Raw genomic sequence first — 19137 nt, forward strand, 5'->3', positions numbered from 1 at the left:
GGATTAGAGGCTGAGGAAGCCGTCATACAGGCCATAGGCGGCGATGGCGGCGCCGATCAGGACAACGGCGAAGATGAGCTTCTCGATGTGGGTGAACACGGGTTGGCCCAGTTCGCGCTTGGCCTTGGCGAACAGAATGACGCCCGGTGCATAGAGCAGGGCGGACAGCAGCAGGTACTGCACGCCGGCGGCATACACCAGCCAGATGGCGTAGAGCGACGAGACCAGGGCGATCAGCAGGTCCTTGTTGCGTTCGCCGCTACCGCTCTCGTAGGTTTCGCCGCGCCAGGCCAGCAACAGGGCGTAGGCGCTGGACCAGAAGTAGGGCACCAGGATCATCGAGGTGGCCAGGTACAGCAGGCTCAGGTAGGTGGAGCTGTTGAACAGGGTGATGATGAGGAACAGCTGGATCAGCCCGTTGGTCAGCCACAGCGCATTGGCGGGCACCTGGTTGGCGTTCTCCTTGCGCAGGAACTCCGGCATGGTGTGGTCCTTGGCCGAGGAGAAGATGATCTCCGCGCAGAGCAGGGTCCACGACAGCAGCGCCCCGGCCAGCGACACCAGCAGGCCGATAGAGATCAGCTGGGCGCCCCAGGGGCCGACCACCTGCTCCAGCACGCCGGCCATGGAGGGATTCTTCAGCCCGGCCAGCTCGGCCTGGGCCATGATGCCCTGGCTCAGCACGTTGACCAGCACCAGCAGCAGGAGCACGGCGACGAAGCCGATCACCGTGGCCTTGCCCACGTCGCTGCGTTTCTCGGCGCGGGCGGAGAAGATGCTGGCGCCCTCGATGCCGATGAACACCCAGACGGTGACCAGCATCATGTTGCGCACCTGATCCATCACGCTGCCCAGCTCGGTATTGCCGACGGCCCAGAAGTCGCTGGTGAACACATCGAACTGGAAGGCGATGGCGGCAATCACGATGAACAGCGCCAGCGGCACCATCTTGGCGATGGTGGTCACGGTGTTGATGAAGGCCGCTTCCTTGATCCCGCGCAGCACCAGAAAGTGCAGCAGCCACAGCAGGATCGAGGCGCAGATGATCGCCGGCAGGGTGTTGCCCTCGCCGAACACCGGGAAGAAGTAACCGAGGGTGGAGAACAGCAGCACCATGTAGCTGACGTTGCCGATCCAGGCACTGATCCAGTAGCCCCAGGCCGAGGAGAAGCCCATGTAGTCGCCGAAGCCGGCCTTGGCATAGGCGTAGACACCGCCGTCGAGCTCGGGCTTGCGGTTGGCCAGGGTCTGGAACACGAAGGCCAGGGTCAGCATGCCGACCCCGGTGATCAGCCAGCCGATCAAGGTGGCGCCGGCTCCGGCACTGGCGGCGATGTTCTGCGGCAGGGAGAAGATTCCGCCGCCGACCATTGATCCGATGACCAGGGCAATTAACGCACCCAACTTAAGTTTGTTTGCTGAGTCAGACATCCAACACCTCCAGTGTGCGGAGCAGAATGGCAACTATTGAGCGCGCTATTGGCAAAAGAAGTGTTGACTTCGGTCAATAGTCGGTCAGGCACTGCCGCTGCTGATTCCCCGTTCTATGGCTGAGCACGGAATTGCATGGGAGCGCCGAACTAGAAGGCTTCTGGAACATCGCAAGAGGGGCGCGTGGGGGAAAAGCTAGTTGAGTTTTTATCGCGCGCAAGTTTCAGTTGTGAGTCGCTTACTGAGTGTTGGCAACTTTTAGATTTATAACTTTGCGATAAATGAAAGTTTATTTAACGCAAATAGAAATATAGGTTGCTTCATCAGGCGTTGGCGGCGGGCGTGGGTCGTGGGCGGAGAGAGGCGAGCCTGCCGGCCAGTAACCTGGCTCAGTCCAGTTCTTCGCCGCCCCAGACCAGGCCATGCTTGCGCAGTTTGTCGTGCAGGGTTTTGCGCGGCAGGCCCAGGGCTTCGGCCAGGCTGCGCAGGGAGCCATGCTCTTTGGCCATCTCTGCGCTAATCAGCGCGCGTTCGTAGGCGTCGACCTGCTCGCCGAGGCTCTGCCCGGAGTGCTGGCCCGATAGCGGGCCAGGCTGCTGCAGACCGAGTTCCAGGCCCATCGCGAAGCGTTCGGCCGCGTTCTGCAGCTCGCGTACATTGCCGGGCCAGTCGTGGCTCAGCAGTTGGGCGCGTTGCCCCGGCTGCAGGCTGCGTGGGGGCAGTCCATGGCGCTGGCTGGCGGCCTCGGCCATGTGCTGGAACAGCAGGAGTATGTCTTCGCCGCGCTCGCGCAGCGGCGGAATGCGCAGCGGCGCAACGTTGAGGCGGTAGTACAGGTCGGCGCGGAAGCGACCCTGGTCGGCGGCGACGCGCAGGTCTTCCTTGGTCGCGGCGATCACCCGGATATCCAGGGGGATCAGCTGGTTGCCGCCGAGCCGTTCGACCACGCGCTCCTGCAACAGGCGCAGCAGCTTGACCTGTACATCCGGGCTCATGCTCTCGATCTCGTCGAGGAAAAGGGTGCCGCCGTTGGCGAACTCGAACTTGCCGATGCGGCGCTTCTGCGCGCCGGTAAAGGCGCCGGCCTCGTGGCCGAACAGTTCGCTTTCGACCACGGACTCGGCCAGGGCGCCGGCATTGATGGCGACGAAGGGGCCGTGTTTGCGCGCCGACAGGTCGTGCAGGGCGCGCGCCACCACTTCCTTGCCGGCGCCGGTTTCGCCGAGGATCAGCACGTCGGTATGGATGGCGGCCAGCGCGCCGACCTGCTCGCGCAGGCGCTGCATGGGTGCGCATTGTCCCAGCAGGCGGGCGCCCAGTTCCTGGCGATCCGCCAGGGCCAGGCGCAGGCTGCGGTTGTCCAGCACCAGGCGGCGCAGTTCCAGGGCGCGGCGCACGCTGTCGAGCAGGGCTTCGCTGGCGAAGGGTTTTTCCAGAAAGTCGTAGGCGCCGGCGCGCATGGCCTGTACGGCCAGCGGCACGTCACCGTGGCCGGTGATCAGCAGCACCGGCAGTTCCGGGTCGCGCTCGTGCAATTGGGCCAGCAGTTGCAGGCCGTCGATCCCCGGCATGCGGATATCGCTGACCACCACGCCGCTCCAGTCGGCCGGGATGCGCTGGGCCAGATCGCGGGCATCGGCCAGCGCCTTTACCTGAAGGCCGGCCAGATCGAGGGTCTGGGCCAGGGCCTGGCGCAGGTGCTCGTCATCGTCGATCAGCAGGACCTGGGTGCGGGCGTCGATGGCCGTCATGAAAATTCCTCGGGCGGTTGCAGATTGGCGGCGGGTTCGGCGCGGCGCAGTTGCAGGGTGACCAGCGCGCCGCCCTCGGGATGGTTGGCCAGCAGCAGCTCGCCACCCAGGGCACGCATCAGGGTATCGCAGATGGCCAGACCGAGGCCGAGGCCCTGGGTGCTGGTCTTGGTGGTGAAGAAGGGCTCGCGGGCGTGCGCCAGGGCCTGGTCCGAGAAGCCCGGGCCATTGTCGCGCAGCAGCAGCCGAACCCCGTCGGGAGTGGTTTCGCTGCTCAACCAGAGTTTGCGTGGCGGCGCCTTCTCGGCGAGGGCGTCCAGGGCGTTGGCCAGCAGGTTGCCGAGCACCTGGCGCAGGCGCGTCTCCCCGGCCTGCACCCACAGGGTGGCATCCGGCAGATCGCGGATCAGCTCGACGTCCAGCGCCCGGCGGCGCTTGGCCAGCAGCGCCAGGGCATCGTCCAGGGCCGGTTGCAGGGCCACGCTCTCCGGCGCGTGGCGGTCGCGCCGGGCAAAGGCACGCAGGTGGGCGATGATCGAGGCCATGCGCTCGGTCAGTTGGCTGATCTGCTTGAGGTTAGCGCGGGCATCGTCCGTGCGCTGGTGGTCGAGCAGCACGCCGGCGTTGTCGGCATAGCTGCGAATCGCTGCCAGCGGTTGGTTCAATTCGTGGCTGATGCTGGCACTCATGGTGCCCAGGGCGCTGAGTTTGCCGGCCTGCACCAGTTCGTCCTGGGTGCGCACCAGCTTCTGCTGAGCCTGTTCGCGCTCCAGTACTTCGTCCTTCAGCCGGCTGTTGAGGCTCTCCAGCTCGCGGGTACGCTCCAGCACGCGTATTTCCAGCTCGCGTTTGGCTCGGGCATCCAGCGCGATGCGCTCCAGGTAATGACGCCGGCGCTGCAGCAGCAGACCGAGCAGGGCGAGTAAGGCGAGCAGGCTGGCGCCGCCGATGGCCACCACGTTCTGCACCGGGCGATCGACCTGATTGCGCGGGGCGAGAATGCTCACCGTCCAGCCCGTCTCGGCCAGTTCGCGGCTCTGTTGCAGCCAGGTTTTCCAGTCGATCTGCGCCGGTTGTGGCTGCAGGTTGGGATAGGGCTGATCGGCGGCAATCTGGCGTAGTTCCGCCCGGCTCAGCGGTCGACTGGCATGGAAGCGCCAGGCCGGTTCGGAGGTGAGGATGATCACGCCATTCTCGTCGGTCACCAGCAGCTGCTCGGGCGTACGCCCCCACAGACGCTCGGTGTAGTCGAGGTCGACCTTGACCACCAGCACACCGAGCAGTTGATCGCCCTCACGTACGGCCGAGGCATAGAAGTAGCCGCGCTTGCCTGAGGTGGTGCCGAGGCCGAAGAAGCGCCCCAACTGGCCCTGGATGGCCATCTGGAAATACGGACGGAAGCTGAAGTTGCGGCCGACGAAGCTATCCGCCTGGTCATGGTTGGAAGCGGCGCGGGTGAAGCCCTCGGTGTCCATCAGGTAGATCACGTCGGCGCCGGTCTGCTCGCGTACGCGCTTGAGCAGGGCATTGGCACGCTCCTGCGCGGCGGGGTTGTCGGGCGTCAGCAGCATGCCGCGCAGGTCCGGCAGGTCGCCGAGGATCGGCGGCAGCACCTCGAAGCGGCGCAGGGTGCCGAGCAGGTTGGCGACATAAAGGTCGAGGGTCTGGCGGTTCTGCTCGGCCAGCTCGCTGCGGTAATAGCGCTCGGCCAGCTGCTGCAAGGGCCACAGCAGGGGTGCCAGCAGCAGCGCCAGCAGCGCCAGGCTGCGCCAACGTGGGCGGCGGAGGGATTGGGTAGCGGTCATGTTGCAATGCGCCTTAAAGACAGGAGCATTATGCACGGCTGAAGGTCAGCGCGGGCTGGCCAGGCATTCCAGCAGCGCCGCGTGCCAGTCGGGCAGGCGAATGTTCCAGTCGCGTTGCAGGCGGGTGCAGTCCAGGCGCGAGTTGAGCGGACGTTGCGCTGGAGTCGGGTAGGCACTGCTGGGGATGGCTGCGAGCCGCGCACAGGGCTTGCCCCTCTGGCGCAGTTGCTCGGCGATGGCTTCGGCGAAGCCAAACCAGGACGTCTCGCCCAGGCCGCTCAGATGATAGGTACCCCAGGGGCCGTGGTTGCCTGCGCGCCAGTGTGCGATCAGCTCGGCGGTGGCCTGGGCGATAGTCCCGGCCCAGGTCGGTGCACCAATCTGGTCGGCGACCACGCGCAGCTCCTCGCGCTCCTGCAGCAGGCGCTGCATGGTCAGCAGGAAGTTCTTGCCGTGTAGCGAATAGACCCAGCTGGTACGCAGAATCAGATGCTTCGCGCCGGTCGCACGAATGGCCTGCTCACCGGCCAACTTGCTCTGGCCGTAGACACCCAGTGGTGCAGTGGCGTCGTCCTCGGTATACGGTGCGCTCTTGCTGCCATCGAACACATAGTCGGTGGAGTAATGGATCAGAGGTATATCCAGCTGCGCGGCGGCCTCGGCCAGTAGCGCGGGGGCGGTGGCATTGATGGCAAAGGCCAGCTCCGGCTCGCTTTCGGCCTGGTCCACGGCGGTATGGGCGGCAGCGTTGATGATCAGGTCTGGGCGCTGGGTTTCAACCTGTTCGCGGATATCGGTGCTGTTGGCCAGATCCAGCTGCTCCTGGCCAAGCACACACAACTCGACACTGCCTGCCAGGGCCAGCTGCAGTTCGCGGGAGACCTGGCCGTGGCGGCCGGTGATGAGGATCTTCATGGGAATAGTTCGGCTTGGCTCAGAAGCAGGCCGTTCTGGTCCTTGGCCGACAGCTGGGGCACGCCCTCGAACTGCCAGTCGATGGCCAGCTGCGGGTCATCCCAGCGGATGCAGCGCTCATGGGCGGGGGCGTAGTAGTCGGTGGTCTTGTAGAGGAACTCGGCATAGTCGCTGAGCACAACGAAGCCATGGGCGAAACCCTCGGGTATCCACAGCTGGCGCTTGTTCTCGGCGGATAGGTGCACACCGACCCAGTGGCCGAAGGTCGGCGAGCTGCGGCGGATATCCACGGCTACATCCAGTACTTCGCCGACGGTGACCCGCACCAGCTTGCCCTGGGCCTGCTCGACCTGATAATGCAGGCCGCGCAACACGCCACGCTGCGAGCGCGAGTGGTTGTCCTGGACGAAGTCGCGCTGCAGACCGGTGGCTTCGGTAAAAGTACGGGCGTTGAAGCTCTCGTAGAAAAAACCGCGCTCGTCACCGAACACCTTCGGCTCCAGGATCAGCACTTCCGGGATGGTCGTCGCGATGGTCTTCATGCCTGCTCACCTGCCAGCTGGTAGAGGTACTGGCCGTAGCCGGTCTTGCCGAAGGCCTTGGCCTGGCTGAGCAGCTGGTCGCGGTCGATCCAGCCCTGCTGGTAGGCGATTTCCTCCAGGCAGGCGACTTTCAGGCCCTGGCGGTGCTCGATGGTCTGCACGTACTGCGAGGCCTCCAGCAGGCTGTCGTGGGTGCCGGTATCGAGCCAGGCGAAGCCACGGCCGAAACGCTCCACGCGCAGGTCACCGCGCTGCAGGTAGGCGTTGTTGACGTCGGTGATCTCCAGTTCGCCGCGTGGCGAGGGTTTGACTGCCTTGGCGATCTCGATCACGTCGTTGTCATAGAAGTACAGGCCGGTCACCGCATAGCTGGACTTCGGCTGTGCCGGCTTCTCCTCGATGGAGATGGCCTTGCCCTGGGCATCGAACTCCACCACGCCGAAACGCTCGGGGTCCTTCACCCAGTAGCCAAACACCGTGGCGCCGCGAGTCTGATCGGCGGCACGCTTGAGCATCTCGCTGAAATACTGTCCATGGAAGATGTTGTCGCCAAGGATCAAACACACTGAGTCGTGGCCAATAAAGTTCTCGCCGATCAGGAAGGCCTGGGCCAGGCCATCGGGCGACGGTTGCTCGGCGTAGCTGAAGCGCACACCGAACTGGCTGCCATCACCGAGCATCTTCTCGAACTGCGGCAGGTCGTGGGGCGTGGAGATGATCAGGATGTCACGGATGCCGGCCAGCATCAGCACCGAGATCGGGTAGTAAATCATCGGCTTGTCGTAGATAGGCAGCAGCTGCTTGGACACGCCGAGGGTGATCGGATGCAGGCGGGTGCCGGAGCCGCCGGCGAGGATGATTCCTTTCATGCGTCTGCTCCCAGGCGTTCGCGTTGATAACTGCCGTCCTGTACATGGCGGCACCATTCGAGGTTGTCCAGGTACCACTGCACCGTCTTGCGCAGGCCGCTGGCGAAGGTCTCCTGCGGCACCCAGCCGAGCTCGCGCTGGATCTTGCTGGCGTCGATGGCGTATCGCTGGTCGTGGCCGGGACGATCCTTGACGAAGGTGATCAGGTCCTCGTAGCGCGCCAGGCCGGCTGGTTTGTTGGGCGCCAGCTCCTCCAGCAGGGCGCAGATGGCGCGTACCACCTCGATGTTCTTCTGTTCGTTGTGGCCGCCGATGTTGTAGGTCTCGCCGACCTTGCCCTCGGTCACGACCTTGAGCAGGGCGCGAGCGTGATCCTCGACGAACAGCCAGTCGCGTACCTGCAGGCCATCGCCATACACCGGCAACGGCTTGCCCTCCAGGGCGTTGAGGATCACCAGCGGTATCAGCTTCTCGGGGAAGTGGAAGGGGCCGTAGTTGTTCGAGCAGTTGGTAATTAGCACCGGCAACCCATAGGTACGTTGCCAGGCGCGAACCAGGTGGTCGGAGGCAGCCTTGCTGGCTGAGTAGGGCGAGCTTGGCGCGTAGGGCGTGGTCTCGGTGAACAAGTCGTCCATACCGTGCAGGTCGCCGTACACCTCGTCGGTGGAAATGTGGTGGAAGCGGAAATTCTGCTTGCGAGCCTCCGGCAGCCTCGACCAGTAAGCGCGGGTCGCCTCCAGCAGGGCATAGGTGCCGACGATATTGGTCTGGATGAAGGCCGCTGGGCCATCGATCGAGCGGTCGACATGCGACTCTGCCGCCAGGTGCATGATGGCATCGGGCTGGAACGCGGCGAGGGCACTGCTCACCGCCTGGCCATCGGCGATATCGGCCTGGAGGAACTGATAGCGCGGGTTGTCCTCGATGCAAGCGAGGGATTCCAGGTTGCCGGCGTAGGTGAGCTTGTCGAGATTGAGCACGCTGTGCTCGGTCTGCCACAGAATATGGCGGACGAGTGCCGAGCCAATGAAGCCCGCGCCACCGGTTACCAGAATACGCATGCAATGCCTGCTGTATCAGATTGAAATTGAAGGCGGCTAGCTTGTCGGGTGTAATTACGCTTTGCAAGGGACTCGCCAGCCGTTTAGCGGGCTGATCTTGCCCTTCCCCGTACAGAAGAGACGCAGATGTTGAGAGTGGGTGTCGATTGCAGGCCGCTGAGCAGGCCTCTGTCGGGTATAGGTCGTTATACCCGGGAGCTGTTGAGCATCCTCACCGAGGCGCAAGACGTGCAGTGGTTCCTCTACTGCGACCAGGCCTTCGACGCGCCATTCACTGACCGGCCGAACGTCACCGTGCGCCTCTCCGGGCAGTCCGGCACACTGGCCGAGCACTTCTGGTACCAGGTTGGCGTACCGCGTCAGCTCAGGCGTGATGCCATCGATGTGTTCTGGTCGCCGCGCCATCACCTGCCGCTGTGCATGCCCTCATCCGTACGGACCGTCGTGACGATCCACGACCTGACCTGGAAACGCTTTCCCGAGACCATGAAGCGTCTGCAGTACTGGTCCGAGCGCCTGCAGATGCCACATTCGCTGCGCCAGGCCGCGCGCATCATCACCATCTCCGCCTCCAGCCGCAGTGACCTCGAACGCTATTTCTCCGCCACCCGGGACAAGATCCGGGTCATACCCTGCGGCGTGACCCGCCTGCAGGCGGGAGCCTTTACTCGCCCCCTGCCGCAGCAGTACCTGTTGTTCGTCGGTACGCCCGAGCCGCGCAAGAACATCCGGCGTATGCTCGAAGCTTATGCACAGCTTCCCCAGGCACTACGCGCCGCCTATCCGCTGGTGCTGGCGGGCGGACACGGCTGGCTGGTCGACCTCGATCAGTTGGTCGAGCAGCTGGGCATTGGTGCGGATGTGGTCGCCCTCGGGGCCGTCAGCGCGGACGAGCTTGGCTACCTGTACTCGCAAGCCAGGCTGCTGCTGATGCCCTCGCTGTATGAGGGCTTCGGCCTGCCGATTCTGGAAGCCTTCCAGTTTGGCGTTCCGGTCGTCACCGCCAATTGCAGCTCCATGCCGGAAGTCGCCGGCGGCGGAGGTTGCCTGGTGGACCCGTTGCGGGTCGAGAGCATCCGCGCCGGTATCGAGCGGTTGCTGACTGATCAGAAAACTTATGCTGACTGCGTTGCGCGGATTCCTAAGCAGCTCGCTCGCTTCGACTGGAAGAGGGCGGCGCAGCATACGCTTGAGTTATTGCAGTCGAGCTAGTCGCTTCCCCGCATCAAGCGGTCACGCAGCCTTTTGAGCGGGGTTAGCAGGGGTAGCTGCATCCCCTTTTTCAAGGCGAGAAAGAGTGCATAGTAGCTCCACGCCTCCAACCGGCTGCACAGTCCGTGACGGATGACCGAGTCACGGTACTGCTGCAGGCTGATGGTGAAATCGCGGTCACTCAAACCGCCGAGCGACATGTTCGCCAACACGGCGGGTACGACTGCGAACTGCTCGCCCCGGGCCAGCGCCCGGTGGCACCACTCCGAATCCATGGCGTGCGAGTACTGCGGCTCATAGCCGCCTACCCGTGCATATGCGGCATGGGAGACGAACAGCGAAGGGTGGAAGACCCACATCCGGTACTTGAGCGCCCCCGGGTCGGGATAGCGGGTGTAGCCATAGCCGCTGGCTGGGTCCAGGTAGCGCACCGCACCGCACAGCACCGAGGCTTGCGGATGCTGCCTGTGTGCCTCTTGCACCAGGCGCAGGGTGTCGGGTTCCCAGGTGTCATCGCTGTTCAGGGTGGCGATGAATTCGCCGCGTGCCTGCGCTATGCCGCGATTGAAGGCATCGGCAATGCCCTTGTCGAGGCCCGATTCCCAGTAGTGGAGCTGTTCCTGGTGGGCGGTGATTTCGTCCAGGGTGCCATCGGTCGAGCCGCCGTCGATCACGATGATCTCCAGCGCCTCGGTCTTCTGTGCCAGTACGCTGGCGAGTGCTCGCCGGAAACGCAGCCTGTCGTTGCGGACGATCATGATGACGCTGAATGAAATGCACATCGAATCCAAGTCTCGGTGCCGGTATTGCCGGGGGCAATGGCTGATCAATGATCCAGCAGGTTCTCGATGGCCTGCAGGCAGGTCAGCGCGTGTTCCTGGCAATAGGCCTGCCAGCCGGGGAATTCGGTCCAGCGGCTGACAAACAGGAAGTCGAGGCCCGCCGCGGCCGAGGCGACATGGTCGTAGCGACTGTCGCCGATGAACAGCGCCCTGGGGCGGATGTTGCAGGTGGCCAGCTGGGCGGAGAGGATTTCGTCCTTGCTCGCGGGGCTGCCGAAAATGCCGCCGTCGAACATCTGCGCCAGCCCGCGCTGGGCGAAGACTTCGCGCAGCTCGGCCTGGTCACCGCCGGAGACGATCAGCCAGCGGGCATCCGGTGTCGCCTCGCGCAGCTGTACCAGTCCGGGCGTCACTGCGCAGTTGAGCAGGCCGTGGCGTACGGCTTCGGCATAGGCGTCCAGCAAACTCTGCAGGCCCGGGCCGTCGGTGTCACGGGCGTGCTGGGCCACCAGGGTATCGAGGAAGTATTCGAACTTGCGGTAGCGGGAGATGCCACCATTGGCCACGTGGTAGTCGACCAGCGCCTGGGCGGCGGCCTCGCCGTAGGGCAGTGCCGCATCGTAGAAGGCCTGGGTCTTGACCTTGTTGGAGTCGAGCACCACGCCATCGCAGTCGAATATCAAGGTTTTATAGGCGGCGATATTCACAGAGAAATTCCTGCGCGCAGCGCAGCCTCGACAGGTGCTACATCCTCTGGCACATCCACAGCCAAGCTGCCGCCTGAAGATTCAACCATGAGAATTTGTTTATCCATTTCTAGGAAACGGAGAATTTCTATGTCTTCCGCAGCCTCAAGGATGCTTTTCCTACCGAATTTTTCAAAGGAATCAAGTTCTTTGCGGTTGAAGGCGTAAATGCAAACTTGCTTCTTAAATTTGGTGGGGGCGAGCTTAGTATCTTTGTACCCAGGTAGTGCTTTTCTCGACATGTAAACAAGTCGGTCGCTTTCAGTTGTGATGACCTTGGGGATGTTTACGCTATCAGGGTTCTCATTGTCGGAGATCCAGCAATATGCATTTATAATGCAATTTGGATTTTCAATCTTTTTGTTTAGAACTTTCAGTATGTCTTGTGGGTCTAGGGTGGGCTCGTCACCCTGGACATTGATGTAGATATCTGCTTCGATTTTTTTTGCCGCTTCTGCTAGGCGGTCAGTCCCGGTAAGTGCTTCAGATCTGGTCATTACTGATTTGAAGCCTGCATCTTGAACAGTTGCTGCAATTCTTGGGTCATCAGTTGCAATATAAACGCAATCAATGCCTACTGCTTTCGCTGCAAGCTCGGCCACCCAGAGGATCATTGGTTTACCAAGCAGCGGCACCAAGGGTTTTCCCGGATAACGAGATGATTTGTAGCGAGCGGGTATAATGACAACTGACTTCATGCTAATCACTCAAATGCCATAAATGGATTTGCAGGGTATGTTGTAGCTGGTGGGGGTAATGGAGCAAAGCCTCACGTGGTCGCTTTGCTCCATGTAGCTGCTTAGCAGTACCTGCATTTCGCGGCTTCTTGGGTCATCGGCGCCATATCCGTCGAAGCCTGCAAGGAAAATCTGAGATGCCTTGCCGCTATTGGCAATCGCTAAAGCATAGGCGATTACTAAGGCACTTGGCAGTACGCAATAACTGTCGGAAAATTCAAAAGTTCCTTTCTTAACGCCAAGGCCAAAGTCAAGAAGCTCCTTGCTTTTGAATGACTCTTTAACATCCGCCGGTAGCATGCTAGCTGGCGTAATCAAGGGTTGTGGCAGATTTGTATGCTCGGCGCAGTCTGCCAGCAGGCGTACAGGATGACATGCTACACGTGCGTCAATTAGATCTGCCTCTACCGCAAGCTGTGTGTTGAGTGCCATAACATATGGGTTTCTTTTTCGAATAAAAGACTCAAGTGCGCTGCGGTGGTCCGCCACGCCTGGGCCTGCACCCAAAATTAGAACATCCCTTCCTTTCATGATGCTTTGGGGTTGCCACTGGCCGCGCGGTGAGCCACTGTAGAAATGGCGAGCAGCGTCGAGTGTGTCTGCACTGTACTTTTTCCCGCCTTCAATTCGCAGGTGCTGAATGACTGCCAATATATCTTCTTCGCTATAGCGAGAGTCAGCCATCATTTCCTGAATATAGGTCGGGTGGATACCATATTTTCCCGCTAGGTAGTAATAGGTATTAGTTCCCCAGCCGCAACGTTGCTGCATCGGTAGAAAATAACGCCGGATCAAGCCCATGAGGGGAGTGATGTTGGGCTTAAGTTCAAAGCGTTCCGCAAGCTCCAGAATTAGATACTCGGTCTTAGCATTGCCAGGGCCGCGACCCATGCCTGTAACAGTAGCATCAAGCCAAGTGACGCCGTCGTCCAAGGCGCGCAGACTGTTCTGCAGGGCAAGGCCCATATTGTCATGAGTATGTATGCCTAATGGTCCAGTCCAGTGCTTGCGCAGCCAGCCGATGATTGTTGAGCATTGATCAGGGGACATGCTGCCCATGCTGTCTGCAAAATACAGGACATCTATTGGCCATTTACTGGCCTCCAGAGCCAAAGACTCGATCTCGTTCTGGCTGCGGTCTGCCACTTGCATCAAGTTAAAGCCGACTGTGTATCCCATATCCTTTAGCCATGTGCTGACAGGTAAAACCACAGCAAATTCGTGCATGTGGCAAGCAATTCGCACCAGCTTTATACGCGATGAGGATGCCTGGGCTGGGAATAATTGTTTGAGTATAGTTTCTGTAGGCGTTTCGTTGGAAATTAATTCCGCGGCATTGATCATGACCCCTAAGGCAAGTGCCTCAGGTATGAGCAATGAATTCACAAATTCTTCGGTGGTGAAGGCGCAGGGTCCTTGAAATTTATCATTTCTAAGTGAGCGCAATCCAAGTTCGACATATTTCGTGCCAAGCGCGGCCATTGCTTGTAAGTATTCACTTATGAGGTCTGGGCTGAAGTTCCAGGAATTATAGTACCCCCCGTCGCGAAGGGTGCAATCTAAAAGTGTGGGTCTATTTTTCATGGTTCCTCCGCTAATTAATAGCAAGGATTTGTGTCGGAATTGAGTCTGGAAAAGAACTCTTCATACTTGTTTAGAGATTCACTGCCGAAGTATGCGATATAATCTGTGGAGAGCTTGGAGAAGTTGTAGCTCGAGGCTTTTGAAAGTGCGTACTCCAGTTCAGGCTTTGACTCAAAGGTTAGGTCTGAAGGGATGGCAATACATGGTACTTCAGTTTTGAATTTTACTACGGGGATTCCTAAGAGCATTACTTCGTAGAGCAGGGAGCTTGTGTGCCCGACTACAAATTGAGAGCTCTCAATTTGTAGGTTGGTGCAATAATCTGCTCCGAGTTGTTCGTATGTTGCCCGCTTGTTGCCGGGATGATATCTCACGTTCATCGTGAGGTTGCGATCTCTTGCATATTCATCGAGCAGCATGATCATCTTGATGTTGTGCTCTTGGAAAATATTCTGATCCAAGATTACAGTAAAATAATGCTTGGGATGCGTGTCATGGGGCGCTGCAGTGTCTCTGTGTGTTGCAGACAAGGCAATGCTTGGTTTTCCGCATATGAAAACTTTTCTATTTATGCCGGACCGCTGGATCAAGTCGGCTGTGTTTTGTCCCCATGCTAGAAAGTATTCCGATGGTTGGTGGCGGTAGTTGATTACATTTACTGTGGGCAGGTCGCCGTAGTCAACATAGAGTCCATGTTGGAGGGTGACGGTGCGTTTGCCTGTGTGGCGAAAGTGCTGAGCTAACAGGCATTCGACTGGTTGCATGTCTGCAAAAAAAACAATAGTGTTGAACTCGAATTTTGATAGGCTTCGAAGTATGCGATAGTAGAAGCAGAGCCTTAAATAAAGAAATATTCGCTCATATATGTCTGTGGCCTGTATTTTTGTAATGGCAGGCAGTAATCTGAGCGCTAAAATAAAGGCCATTGGCGCAGGTTTCGACCTGTTGCGTAGGTAATCCTCAATTATGATGGATTTTTCGGTTGGTACCGTCGATGCTACCTCGTGCATCAAGTTTTTGTAGTCATCTCTCACGAGGCTGCGAAAGAATATGAATTCGGCAGATCTGTTGCTTGGAAATTTGAAAGTGGTGAAAAATAGGCTCTTGATTGCACTCAGTAAACTATCTAGGCGTTTATCCTTGCCGCGCTGCAAGAAGGCAAATCTATCGGCGTAGAGGATTTGGTCAAGGTCAATCATGATGGGCCTTTATTAGCCTGTCTATAGTGTTGCTGGCGTCTTTGAATTCATCTGTGTGGTAGTCCCAGTAGCCCACGCACTTCATATACTTCTCATGGTCTGCCTCTGGGTAGGCGATGCCACGCCATTTGTTGATAAGTCGTAATCTGTCTTTCTCTTTCTTGTCATCATTGTTGCTTGCCCGGATATCTGGGGTTGCTTCGAAGTAATGCTCTACGAAAGATGTGGGTGATGTAATGCAATTATATCCGTGGGACTTAAGTTTAAGTGTTAGGTCCGTGTCGGCAAAATAAAAATGATAGTTCTCGTCTATGTAGCCAACTTCGTGGAGTGCGCTTTTCAGATAAAGGCCGTGGTTTACATAAAGATTTCCAATATTGATGGCAACCGCATATTTCTTGCGGATTGGATAGTCTCTAAAGTAAAAGGCTATGGCTCCAATTTTGTGGCTGGTTTCAAGTCTGCTTTCGAAGAGCTTCAGGCCTTCGTTGATGGCTCCTGGCACTATTAGTGAATCATCGCTGAGCATGCATATAAATTTGCCGGATGCTGATTTAAATGCAAGATTCATGAAGTAAGCCCAGGGCTTTCTCTCGATTTTCTTTCCTTGCCACTCGCCTCGATTATGCTGGACTATCGTTATTATGTCTTTCTGCGAAAGTAGCCATTCAAGAGTGCCATCGGTTGAGCCGCCGTCAACTACGATAATTTCGGTGCGGTAGCTGGATGTTTCCTCTCTAACTGCCTGAATGCAGAGCTTAATCATGTTGAGACGATTAAAGCTGCCAATTACTATTGAGAGGTATGGGGTGTGTTGTGGGATGGTGCAGTATTCTTTGGGTATTTTGTTTGAGATTGCTCTTGCTTCTATATCTGTGGCGCCGGCATTAAGGAAAGGTTGCGCTGAGTGATTTTTGCTAGTGTTCAAAGCTGAATTCATAATGCCGCTCTTGGCGAGATTTTTTAAGAGGCCTTGTTTGATTTTTTTGGCGATATTTAATATGCCTGCGGCGCTCTTCAACATATTTGATTTCCTTGATGATATTTAATGCAAGTTGCTCTTGAACTGGCTGGGTTGTCAGGGCTGCTTTCTCAAGAGCTTATCTATTCAGTCTCGCTTGTGGATCTTCGCAGATGATCATGTTGGGATTCATCAATAGAGCTCAGTAGGGCTTTATAGGCTTTCAGCTTTTGAAATGGCTGCTGAAAGGCCCTCTGCTCTTTCAGGTGTTTTGCAGACTGAATAATGTTGGATAGATCCCTTTCAAGGGACTTGCTGTCTTCGATTTTGATTTGAAGGCTGAGCTTGAGTTTTTCTAGCTCATCCAGCAAGGATTTTGTCTTTTGAGACAGGTTTTCTTTTTCTGCAGAAAGTTTCATGCTCTCTGCGCGTAGATTATCTTTTTCTGCAGAGAGTTTTATTAATGAATCATGTAGAGTTTTATTCTCTTCATCTGCCGATCTCAAAAGCTGGCGTAATGAAGGTAGGGCTGCAGTGGCGGAGTCCGCAGGTGTGCTTTGGTTGATCACCAGCTCCGCCTGTGCATAGTCGTAGCCCATGCGTTCGAAGCCAGCTTTTCCCAGCATCTGCAGGTAGTCGGCCAGCAGCTTGCGGTTCTCGGCAATGTTCAGTTGCTGCTGCCAGGCATCGGCATGCTGTGCATCCGGCCTGCTCTTGGCATAGACGGTGCTGGGGTCACCGTACTTCCAGCGCTCGGCAGGCTGTTTGCCATAGTCGATGCACTCCGGCTGGTTGGGTAGCTCCAGAAAGGCAAAGAGTGCCGCCGTTGCAGACTCCGGATCCCGGAGCAGATCCTCGTAGCGGACGATGTGGGTATTGTCGTAGGCGGAAAAGTCGCGCTGCAGGAACTCGGTGCCCTTGCAGAGATCGCCCCGGTATTCCCTGAGCCTGGCCAGATTGCCCTTTATCCAGGTCTCCAGTATCGAGGCCAGCACGGCCAACGGATTGCGATAAAGAACGATGAACTTGGCCCGCGGAAAGGTTTTCTGCAGCTCGTCGAAGATTTCGTAGTAGCGCGGCGTCTTGTCCAGGAAGCGCGTCTTGCCGCTGCCCTGTAGGTAGGGCGCATAGAGTGACAGGTAGCAGTCACGCAGCCGTGCGTAATAGAACTCCTCGCCCTCTCCGGGAAGATCCGCGATGAAGTCCTGTACCCCCTGTGCCGCGAGGCGGGCGTTATAGCGGGCCTGTATACCGTCGTGCTTGAGGGCATACAGGGGGTGCAGCATCAGCCAGGGCTCGGAGCGGGTATGAATATCGTCATGGCCGCCGAGGATCTTCTGCAGCAGTGTGGAGCCGCTGCGTGGCAGCGAGATCATGAAAATCAGCTGATCGTCCCGCATCGGCGTGTTCACAGGGTTTCTACCTCGAGCGTTTGTCCCAGGTCGACGATACCTTTCACGAGGCTGTTCTTCGGGGCTATTACTTTGAAAGTCATGGCATCCACAAAGCGGGCCAGAAATACCGTGTCGCTATTGATATGTTCGCTGACGCCGGCATTGGTGAAGTAGTGCCCTTCCAATAAGTGGCAATTGAAGGGCCAGGTTATTTTCAAGATTGTGTCAGCGGGTATATGTTCAATCAGCCTTGTCGGGTCACTGGCCAGCGATGCGGCAGAAATGGCCACGCCATGCAGATCTTTGATTTGCATGCCGAAGGCAACCTTGTGTGCCTCTCCTTGAAAATGAACCCGATAGCAATAGATATAGTTCTCCCCGCTTAGCAGGACATTGACCCGCTCTCCCGAGAGCGTGGTGATATGCGGGTCGAGGATCTCGGCACGGTCTGTGGGGTAGGCCAGCGCGGATTTGGAGACCAGTTCTGCGATGTAGTAGGGCGAGCTGTTACCGGCTGACGGGGCTTCGCTCTGCGCAACTGGCACGATGGGTGCGGGTGGTTGCTGCTGGAAGCTGGCGATTTCCACCAGCACGGCAGGCTGGTTCTGTTCCTTGGCGTGGGCCAGTTTCTCGTAGTAACGGGTCACGTCGCCCGGCTTGCCGTCGAGAATGATCTTGCCGCCATGCAGCAGTACCGCGCGGGTGCACAACTTGTTCACCGCATTGGCGTCATGGGAGACGAACAGCACCGTCTTGCCGGCCTTGAAGAACTCTTCCATCTTGGCGAAGCACTTGCGTCTGAATACGGCGTCGCCGACGGCAAGCACTTCGTCGAGAATCAGGATGTCCGGCTCGACATGCACGGCCACGGCGAAGCCCAGCCGCGACTTCATGCCGCTGGAGTAGGTCTTCACGGGTTGGTCGATGAACTGGCCAAGCTCTGCGAACTCGATGACCGTGGGGGTCAGGTGTTCGATTTCCGAGGCGGACAGGCCGAGGATCGTCGCGTAGAAGTGAATGTTCTCCCTGCCGGTGAACTCCGGGTTGAAGCCGGCGCCCAACTCCAGCAGCGCGGTGATCTTACCGTTGACCCGTATTTCACCGGCATTGGGTTGCAGTACATGGGATATCAGCTTGAGCAGAGTCGACTTGCCACAACCGTTGCGCCCGACGATGCCGAGAATTTCCCCGCGGCTGACTTCGAGGTTGAGGTCGCGGATGGCGTAGTAGTTCTCGTGGTACTGCTTGCCGAACGGGTGCAGGGCCTCTTTCAGCCGGTCCTTGCTGGCCTTGTAGAGCTTGTAGTACTTGGAGACGCCCTTGAGCGAGATGGCCGTGGTTTCCATCACACCACCTCCGCGAAGTGCGGCTTGAGGCGGCGATAGACCAGGGCTCCGATGGCGAGCAGCGTGATGTTCATGACCCAGAACAGCAGGCTCTCCTGCGGGCGCTCCCAGAAGTAGTGGCTGCCGTTGAGGCTGTCGCGGTAACCGGTCACCAGGTAGCTCACCGGGTTGAGGCTGGCGATCCACTGGTAGCCCTGGGGAATCTGGCTGGTACTCCAGAAGATCGGGCTCAGCCACAGGCCGAACTGGGTGACCAGGCCTACCAGGTTGCGGATGTCTGGTACGAACAGGCTGGCCGAGGAGGTGAGCCAGCCGATACCGACCAGCAGAGAGGCCATGCACAGGTAGTAGTAGGGCAGCTGCAGGGTGTGCCAGCCTAGCGGCAGACCATTGAGGCCTGCCGCCAGCAGCAGCAGGAGCAGCAGCAGGGCGTGTGGCAGCAGCGAGCTCAGCAGCTTGACGAAGGGCAGCACGCTCAGGCGGAAGTCGACCTTCTTCACCAGGAAGGAGTAGGCGCGGATTACCCCGGTAATGGCGCTGAGATTGCCGGCGAAGTACAGCCAGCAGATCATCCCGCTCAGCAGGTAGAGGCCAAACGGCATGCCGTCCTGCGTCGAGCCCTGGCGAAGGCCCAGGGTAAAGACGGCGTACAGCACGCCGATGAACAGCAGTGGCTGCAGGTAGTTCCAGATGAAGCCAAGGTAGGAACCCTGGTTGGCCTGCTGGTAATCGCGCTTGGCCAGCTCAAGGATGATGCCCTTGAGCCGGACCGTGTCCCGCAAGAAGCCGTAAAGCATAGGGC

The 19137-nt window shown here is 58.7% G+C and carries 17 protein-coding genes; 1 reads left to right on the top strand and 16 read right to left on the bottom strand.

Going from position 1 to position 19137, the window contains the following annotated elements:
* Positions 1–3: 3 nt before the first annotated feature.
* The 7 genes from arcD to rfbB form a co-directional block, all read right to left on the bottom strand.
* Positions 4–1431: an arginine-ornithine antiporter gene (arcD, locus tag ACF8C6_RS13255; protein WP_392499728.1), complete on the bottom strand. Its 1428-nt coding sequence runs from the start codon at positions 1429–1431 to the stop codon at positions 4–6.
* Between the two features lie 389 nt (positions 1432–1820).
* Positions 1821–3182, bottom strand: coding sequence for a sigma-54-dependent transcriptional regulator (locus tag ACF8C6_RS13260; RefSeq protein WP_392499729.1), 1362 nt, complete (start codon positions 3180–3182; stop codon positions 1821–1823).
* Positions 3179–4987 (bottom strand): ATP-binding protein, encoded by a 1809-nt coding sequence (locus ACF8C6_RS13265; protein ID WP_392499730.1) that lies wholly within the window; start codon positions 4985–4987, stop codon positions 3179–3181. The genes ACF8C6_RS13260 and ACF8C6_RS13265 overlap by 4 nt, the downstream gene beginning before the upstream one ends.
* Before the next feature lie 45 nt (positions 4988–5032).
* Positions 5033–5902, bottom strand: coding sequence for a dTDP-4-dehydrorhamnose reductase (gene rfbD / locus ACF8C6_RS13270; protein ID WP_392499731.1), 870 nt, complete (start codon positions 5900–5902; stop codon positions 5033–5035).
* Positions 5899–6444, bottom strand: coding sequence for a dTDP-4-dehydrorhamnose 3,5-epimerase (gene rfbC / locus ACF8C6_RS13275; RefSeq protein ID WP_392499732.1), 546 nt, complete (start codon positions 6442–6444; stop codon positions 5899–5901). Before rfbC ends, rfbD begins: the two co-directional genes overlap by 4 nt.
* Positions 6441–7313, bottom strand: coding sequence for a glucose-1-phosphate thymidylyltransferase RfbA (gene rfbA, locus ACF8C6_RS13280; protein WP_392499733.1), 873 nt, complete (start codon positions 7311–7313; stop codon positions 6441–6443). The genes rfbC and rfbA overlap by 4 nt, the downstream gene beginning before the upstream one ends.
* Entirely contained in the window at positions 7310–8374 is a 1065-nt protein-coding gene (rfbB, locus tag ACF8C6_RS13285) for a dTDP-glucose 4,6-dehydratase (protein WP_392499735.1), read from the bottom strand. Before rfbB ends, rfbA begins: the two co-directional genes overlap by 4 nt.
* Positions 8375–8500: 126 nt before the next feature.
* Here rfbB and ACF8C6_RS13290 point away from each other — a divergent pair, with 126 nt between their 5' ends.
* Positions 8501–9586: a glycosyltransferase family 4 protein gene (locus ACF8C6_RS13290; protein WP_392499736.1), complete on the top strand. Its 1086-nt coding sequence runs from the start codon at positions 8501–8503 to the stop codon at positions 9584–9586.
* Here the strand turns inward: ACF8C6_RS13290 and ACF8C6_RS13295 are convergent.
* The 9 genes from ACF8C6_RS13295 to ACF8C6_RS13335 all read right to left on the bottom strand — a co-directional run bounded on the left by ACF8C6_RS13295 (position 9583) and on the right by ACF8C6_RS13335 (position 19132).
* A complete protein-coding gene (locus tag ACF8C6_RS13295) occupies positions 9583–10344 on the bottom strand; it encodes a glycosyltransferase family 2 protein (RefSeq protein ID WP_392499737.1) in 762 nt (253 codons plus the stop codon). The genes ACF8C6_RS13290 and ACF8C6_RS13295 overlap by 4 nt on opposite strands.
* A gap of 68 nt (positions 10345–10412) precedes the next feature.
* Positions 10413–11075 carry an HAD family hydrolase gene (locus tag ACF8C6_RS13300; RefSeq protein WP_392499738.1) on the bottom strand — a complete coding sequence of 221 codons (663 nt, stop codon included), beginning with the start codon at positions 11073–11075 and terminating at the stop codon, positions 10413–10415.
* Positions 11072–11812, bottom strand: coding sequence for a 3-deoxy-manno-octulosonate cytidylyltransferase (locus ACF8C6_RS13305; RefSeq protein WP_392499740.1), 741 nt, complete (start codon positions 11810–11812; stop codon positions 11072–11074). The genes ACF8C6_RS13300 and ACF8C6_RS13305 overlap by 4 nt, the downstream gene beginning before the upstream one ends.
* 9 nt (positions 11813–11821) lie before the next feature.
* Positions 11822–13435, bottom strand: a complete 1614-nt coding sequence (locus ACF8C6_RS13310; RefSeq protein ID WP_392499741.1) for an aldolase catalytic domain-containing protein — start codon at positions 13433–13435, stop codon at positions 11822–11824.
* 14 nt (positions 13436–13449) lie between these two features.
* A complete protein-coding gene (locus ACF8C6_RS13315) occupies positions 13450–14634 on the bottom strand; it encodes a hypothetical protein (RefSeq protein ID WP_392499742.1) in 1185 nt (394 codons plus the stop codon).
* Positions 14627–15658: a glycosyltransferase family 2 protein gene (locus ACF8C6_RS13320; protein WP_392499743.1), complete on the bottom strand. Its 1032-nt coding sequence runs from the start codon at positions 15656–15658 to the stop codon at positions 14627–14629. The genes ACF8C6_RS13315 and ACF8C6_RS13320 overlap by 8 nt, the downstream gene beginning before the upstream one ends.
* Before the next feature lie 80 nt (positions 15659–15738).
* Positions 15739–17007: a sulfotransferase gene (locus ACF8C6_RS13325; RefSeq protein ID WP_392499744.1), complete on the bottom strand. Its 1269-nt coding sequence runs from the start codon at positions 17005–17007 to the stop codon at positions 15739–15741.
* A complete protein-coding gene (locus ACF8C6_RS13330) occupies positions 17004–18335 on the bottom strand; it encodes an ABC transporter ATP-binding protein (RefSeq protein WP_392499745.1) in 1332 nt (443 codons plus the stop codon). Before ACF8C6_RS13330 ends, ACF8C6_RS13325 begins: the two co-directional genes overlap by 4 nt.
* Complete coding sequence (locus ACF8C6_RS13335) at positions 18335–19132, bottom strand: ABC transporter permease (RefSeq protein WP_392499746.1); 798 nt, start codon at positions 19130–19132, stop codon at positions 18335–18337. Before ACF8C6_RS13335 ends, ACF8C6_RS13330 begins: the two co-directional genes overlap by 1 nt.
* Positions 19133–19137: the final 5 nt, after the last annotated feature.

Source organism: Pseudomonas sp. zbq_18 (assembly GCF_043102245.1).
In the GTDB taxonomy this organism is placed as follows: domain Bacteria; phylum Pseudomonadota; class Gammaproteobacteria; order Pseudomonadales; family Pseudomonadaceae; genus Aquipseudomonas.

What these genes read in the sequence shown, in the direction of transcription:
- ACF8C6_RS13310 (WP_392499741.1), bottom strand. Translation starts at nt 13,435, where the DNA reads ATGAAAAATAGACCCACACTTTTAGATTGCACCCTTCGCGACGGGGGG.
- ACF8C6_RS13305 (WP_392499740.1), bottom strand. Translation starts at nt 11,812, where the DNA reads ATGAAGTCAGTTGTCATTATACCCGCTCGCTACAAATCATCTCGTTAT.
- ACF8C6_RS13295 (WP_392499737.1), bottom strand. Translation starts at nt 10,344, where the DNA reads ATGATCGTCCGCAACGACAGGCTGCGTTTCCGGCGAGCACTCGCCAGC.
- rfbA (WP_392499733.1), bottom strand. Translation starts at nt 7,313, where the DNA reads ATGAAAGGAATCATCCTCGCCGGCGGCTCCGGCACCCGCCTGCATCCG.
- ACF8C6_RS13335 (WP_392499746.1), bottom strand. Translation starts at nt 19,132, where the DNA reads ATGCTTTACGGCTTCTTGCGGGACACGGTCCGGCTCAAGGGCATCATC.
- ACF8C6_RS13265 (WP_392499730.1), bottom strand. Translation starts at nt 4,987, where the DNA reads ATGACCGCTACCCAATCCCTCCGCCGCCCACGTTGGCGCAGCCTGGCG.
- ACF8C6_RS13330 (WP_392499745.1), bottom strand. Translation starts at nt 18,335, where the DNA reads ATGGAAACCACGGCCATCTCGCTCAAGGGCGTCTCCAAGTACTACAAG.
- arcD (WP_392499728.1), bottom strand. Translation starts at nt 1,431, where the DNA reads ATGTCTGACTCAGCAAACAAACTTAAGTTGGGTGCGTTAATTGCCCTG.
- ACF8C6_RS13260 (WP_392499729.1), bottom strand. Translation starts at nt 3,182, where the DNA reads ATGACGGCCATCGACGCCCGCACCCAGGTCCTGCTGATCGACGATGAC.
- ACF8C6_RS13290 (WP_392499736.1), top strand. Translation starts at nt 8,501, where the DNA reads ATGTTGAGAGTGGGTGTCGATTGCAGGCCGCTGAGCAGGCCTCTGTCG.
- rfbB (WP_392499735.1), bottom strand. Translation starts at nt 8,374, where the DNA reads ATGCGTATTCTGGTAACCGGTGGCGCGGGCTTCATTGGCTCGGCACTC.
- ACF8C6_RS13320 (WP_392499743.1), bottom strand. Translation starts at nt 15,658, where the DNA reads ATGTTGAAGAGCGCCGCAGGCATATTAAATATCGCCAAAAAAATCAAA.
- rfbD (WP_392499731.1), bottom strand. Translation starts at nt 5,902, where the DNA reads ATGAAGATCCTCATCACCGGCCGCCACGGCCAGGTCTCCCGCGAACTG.
- ACF8C6_RS13315 (WP_392499742.1), bottom strand. Translation starts at nt 14,634, where the DNA reads ATGATTGACCTTGACCAAATCCTCTACGCCGATAGATTTGCCTTCTTG.
- rfbC (WP_392499732.1), bottom strand. Translation starts at nt 6,444, where the DNA reads ATGAAGACCATCGCGACGACCATCCCGGAAGTGCTGATCCTGGAGCCG.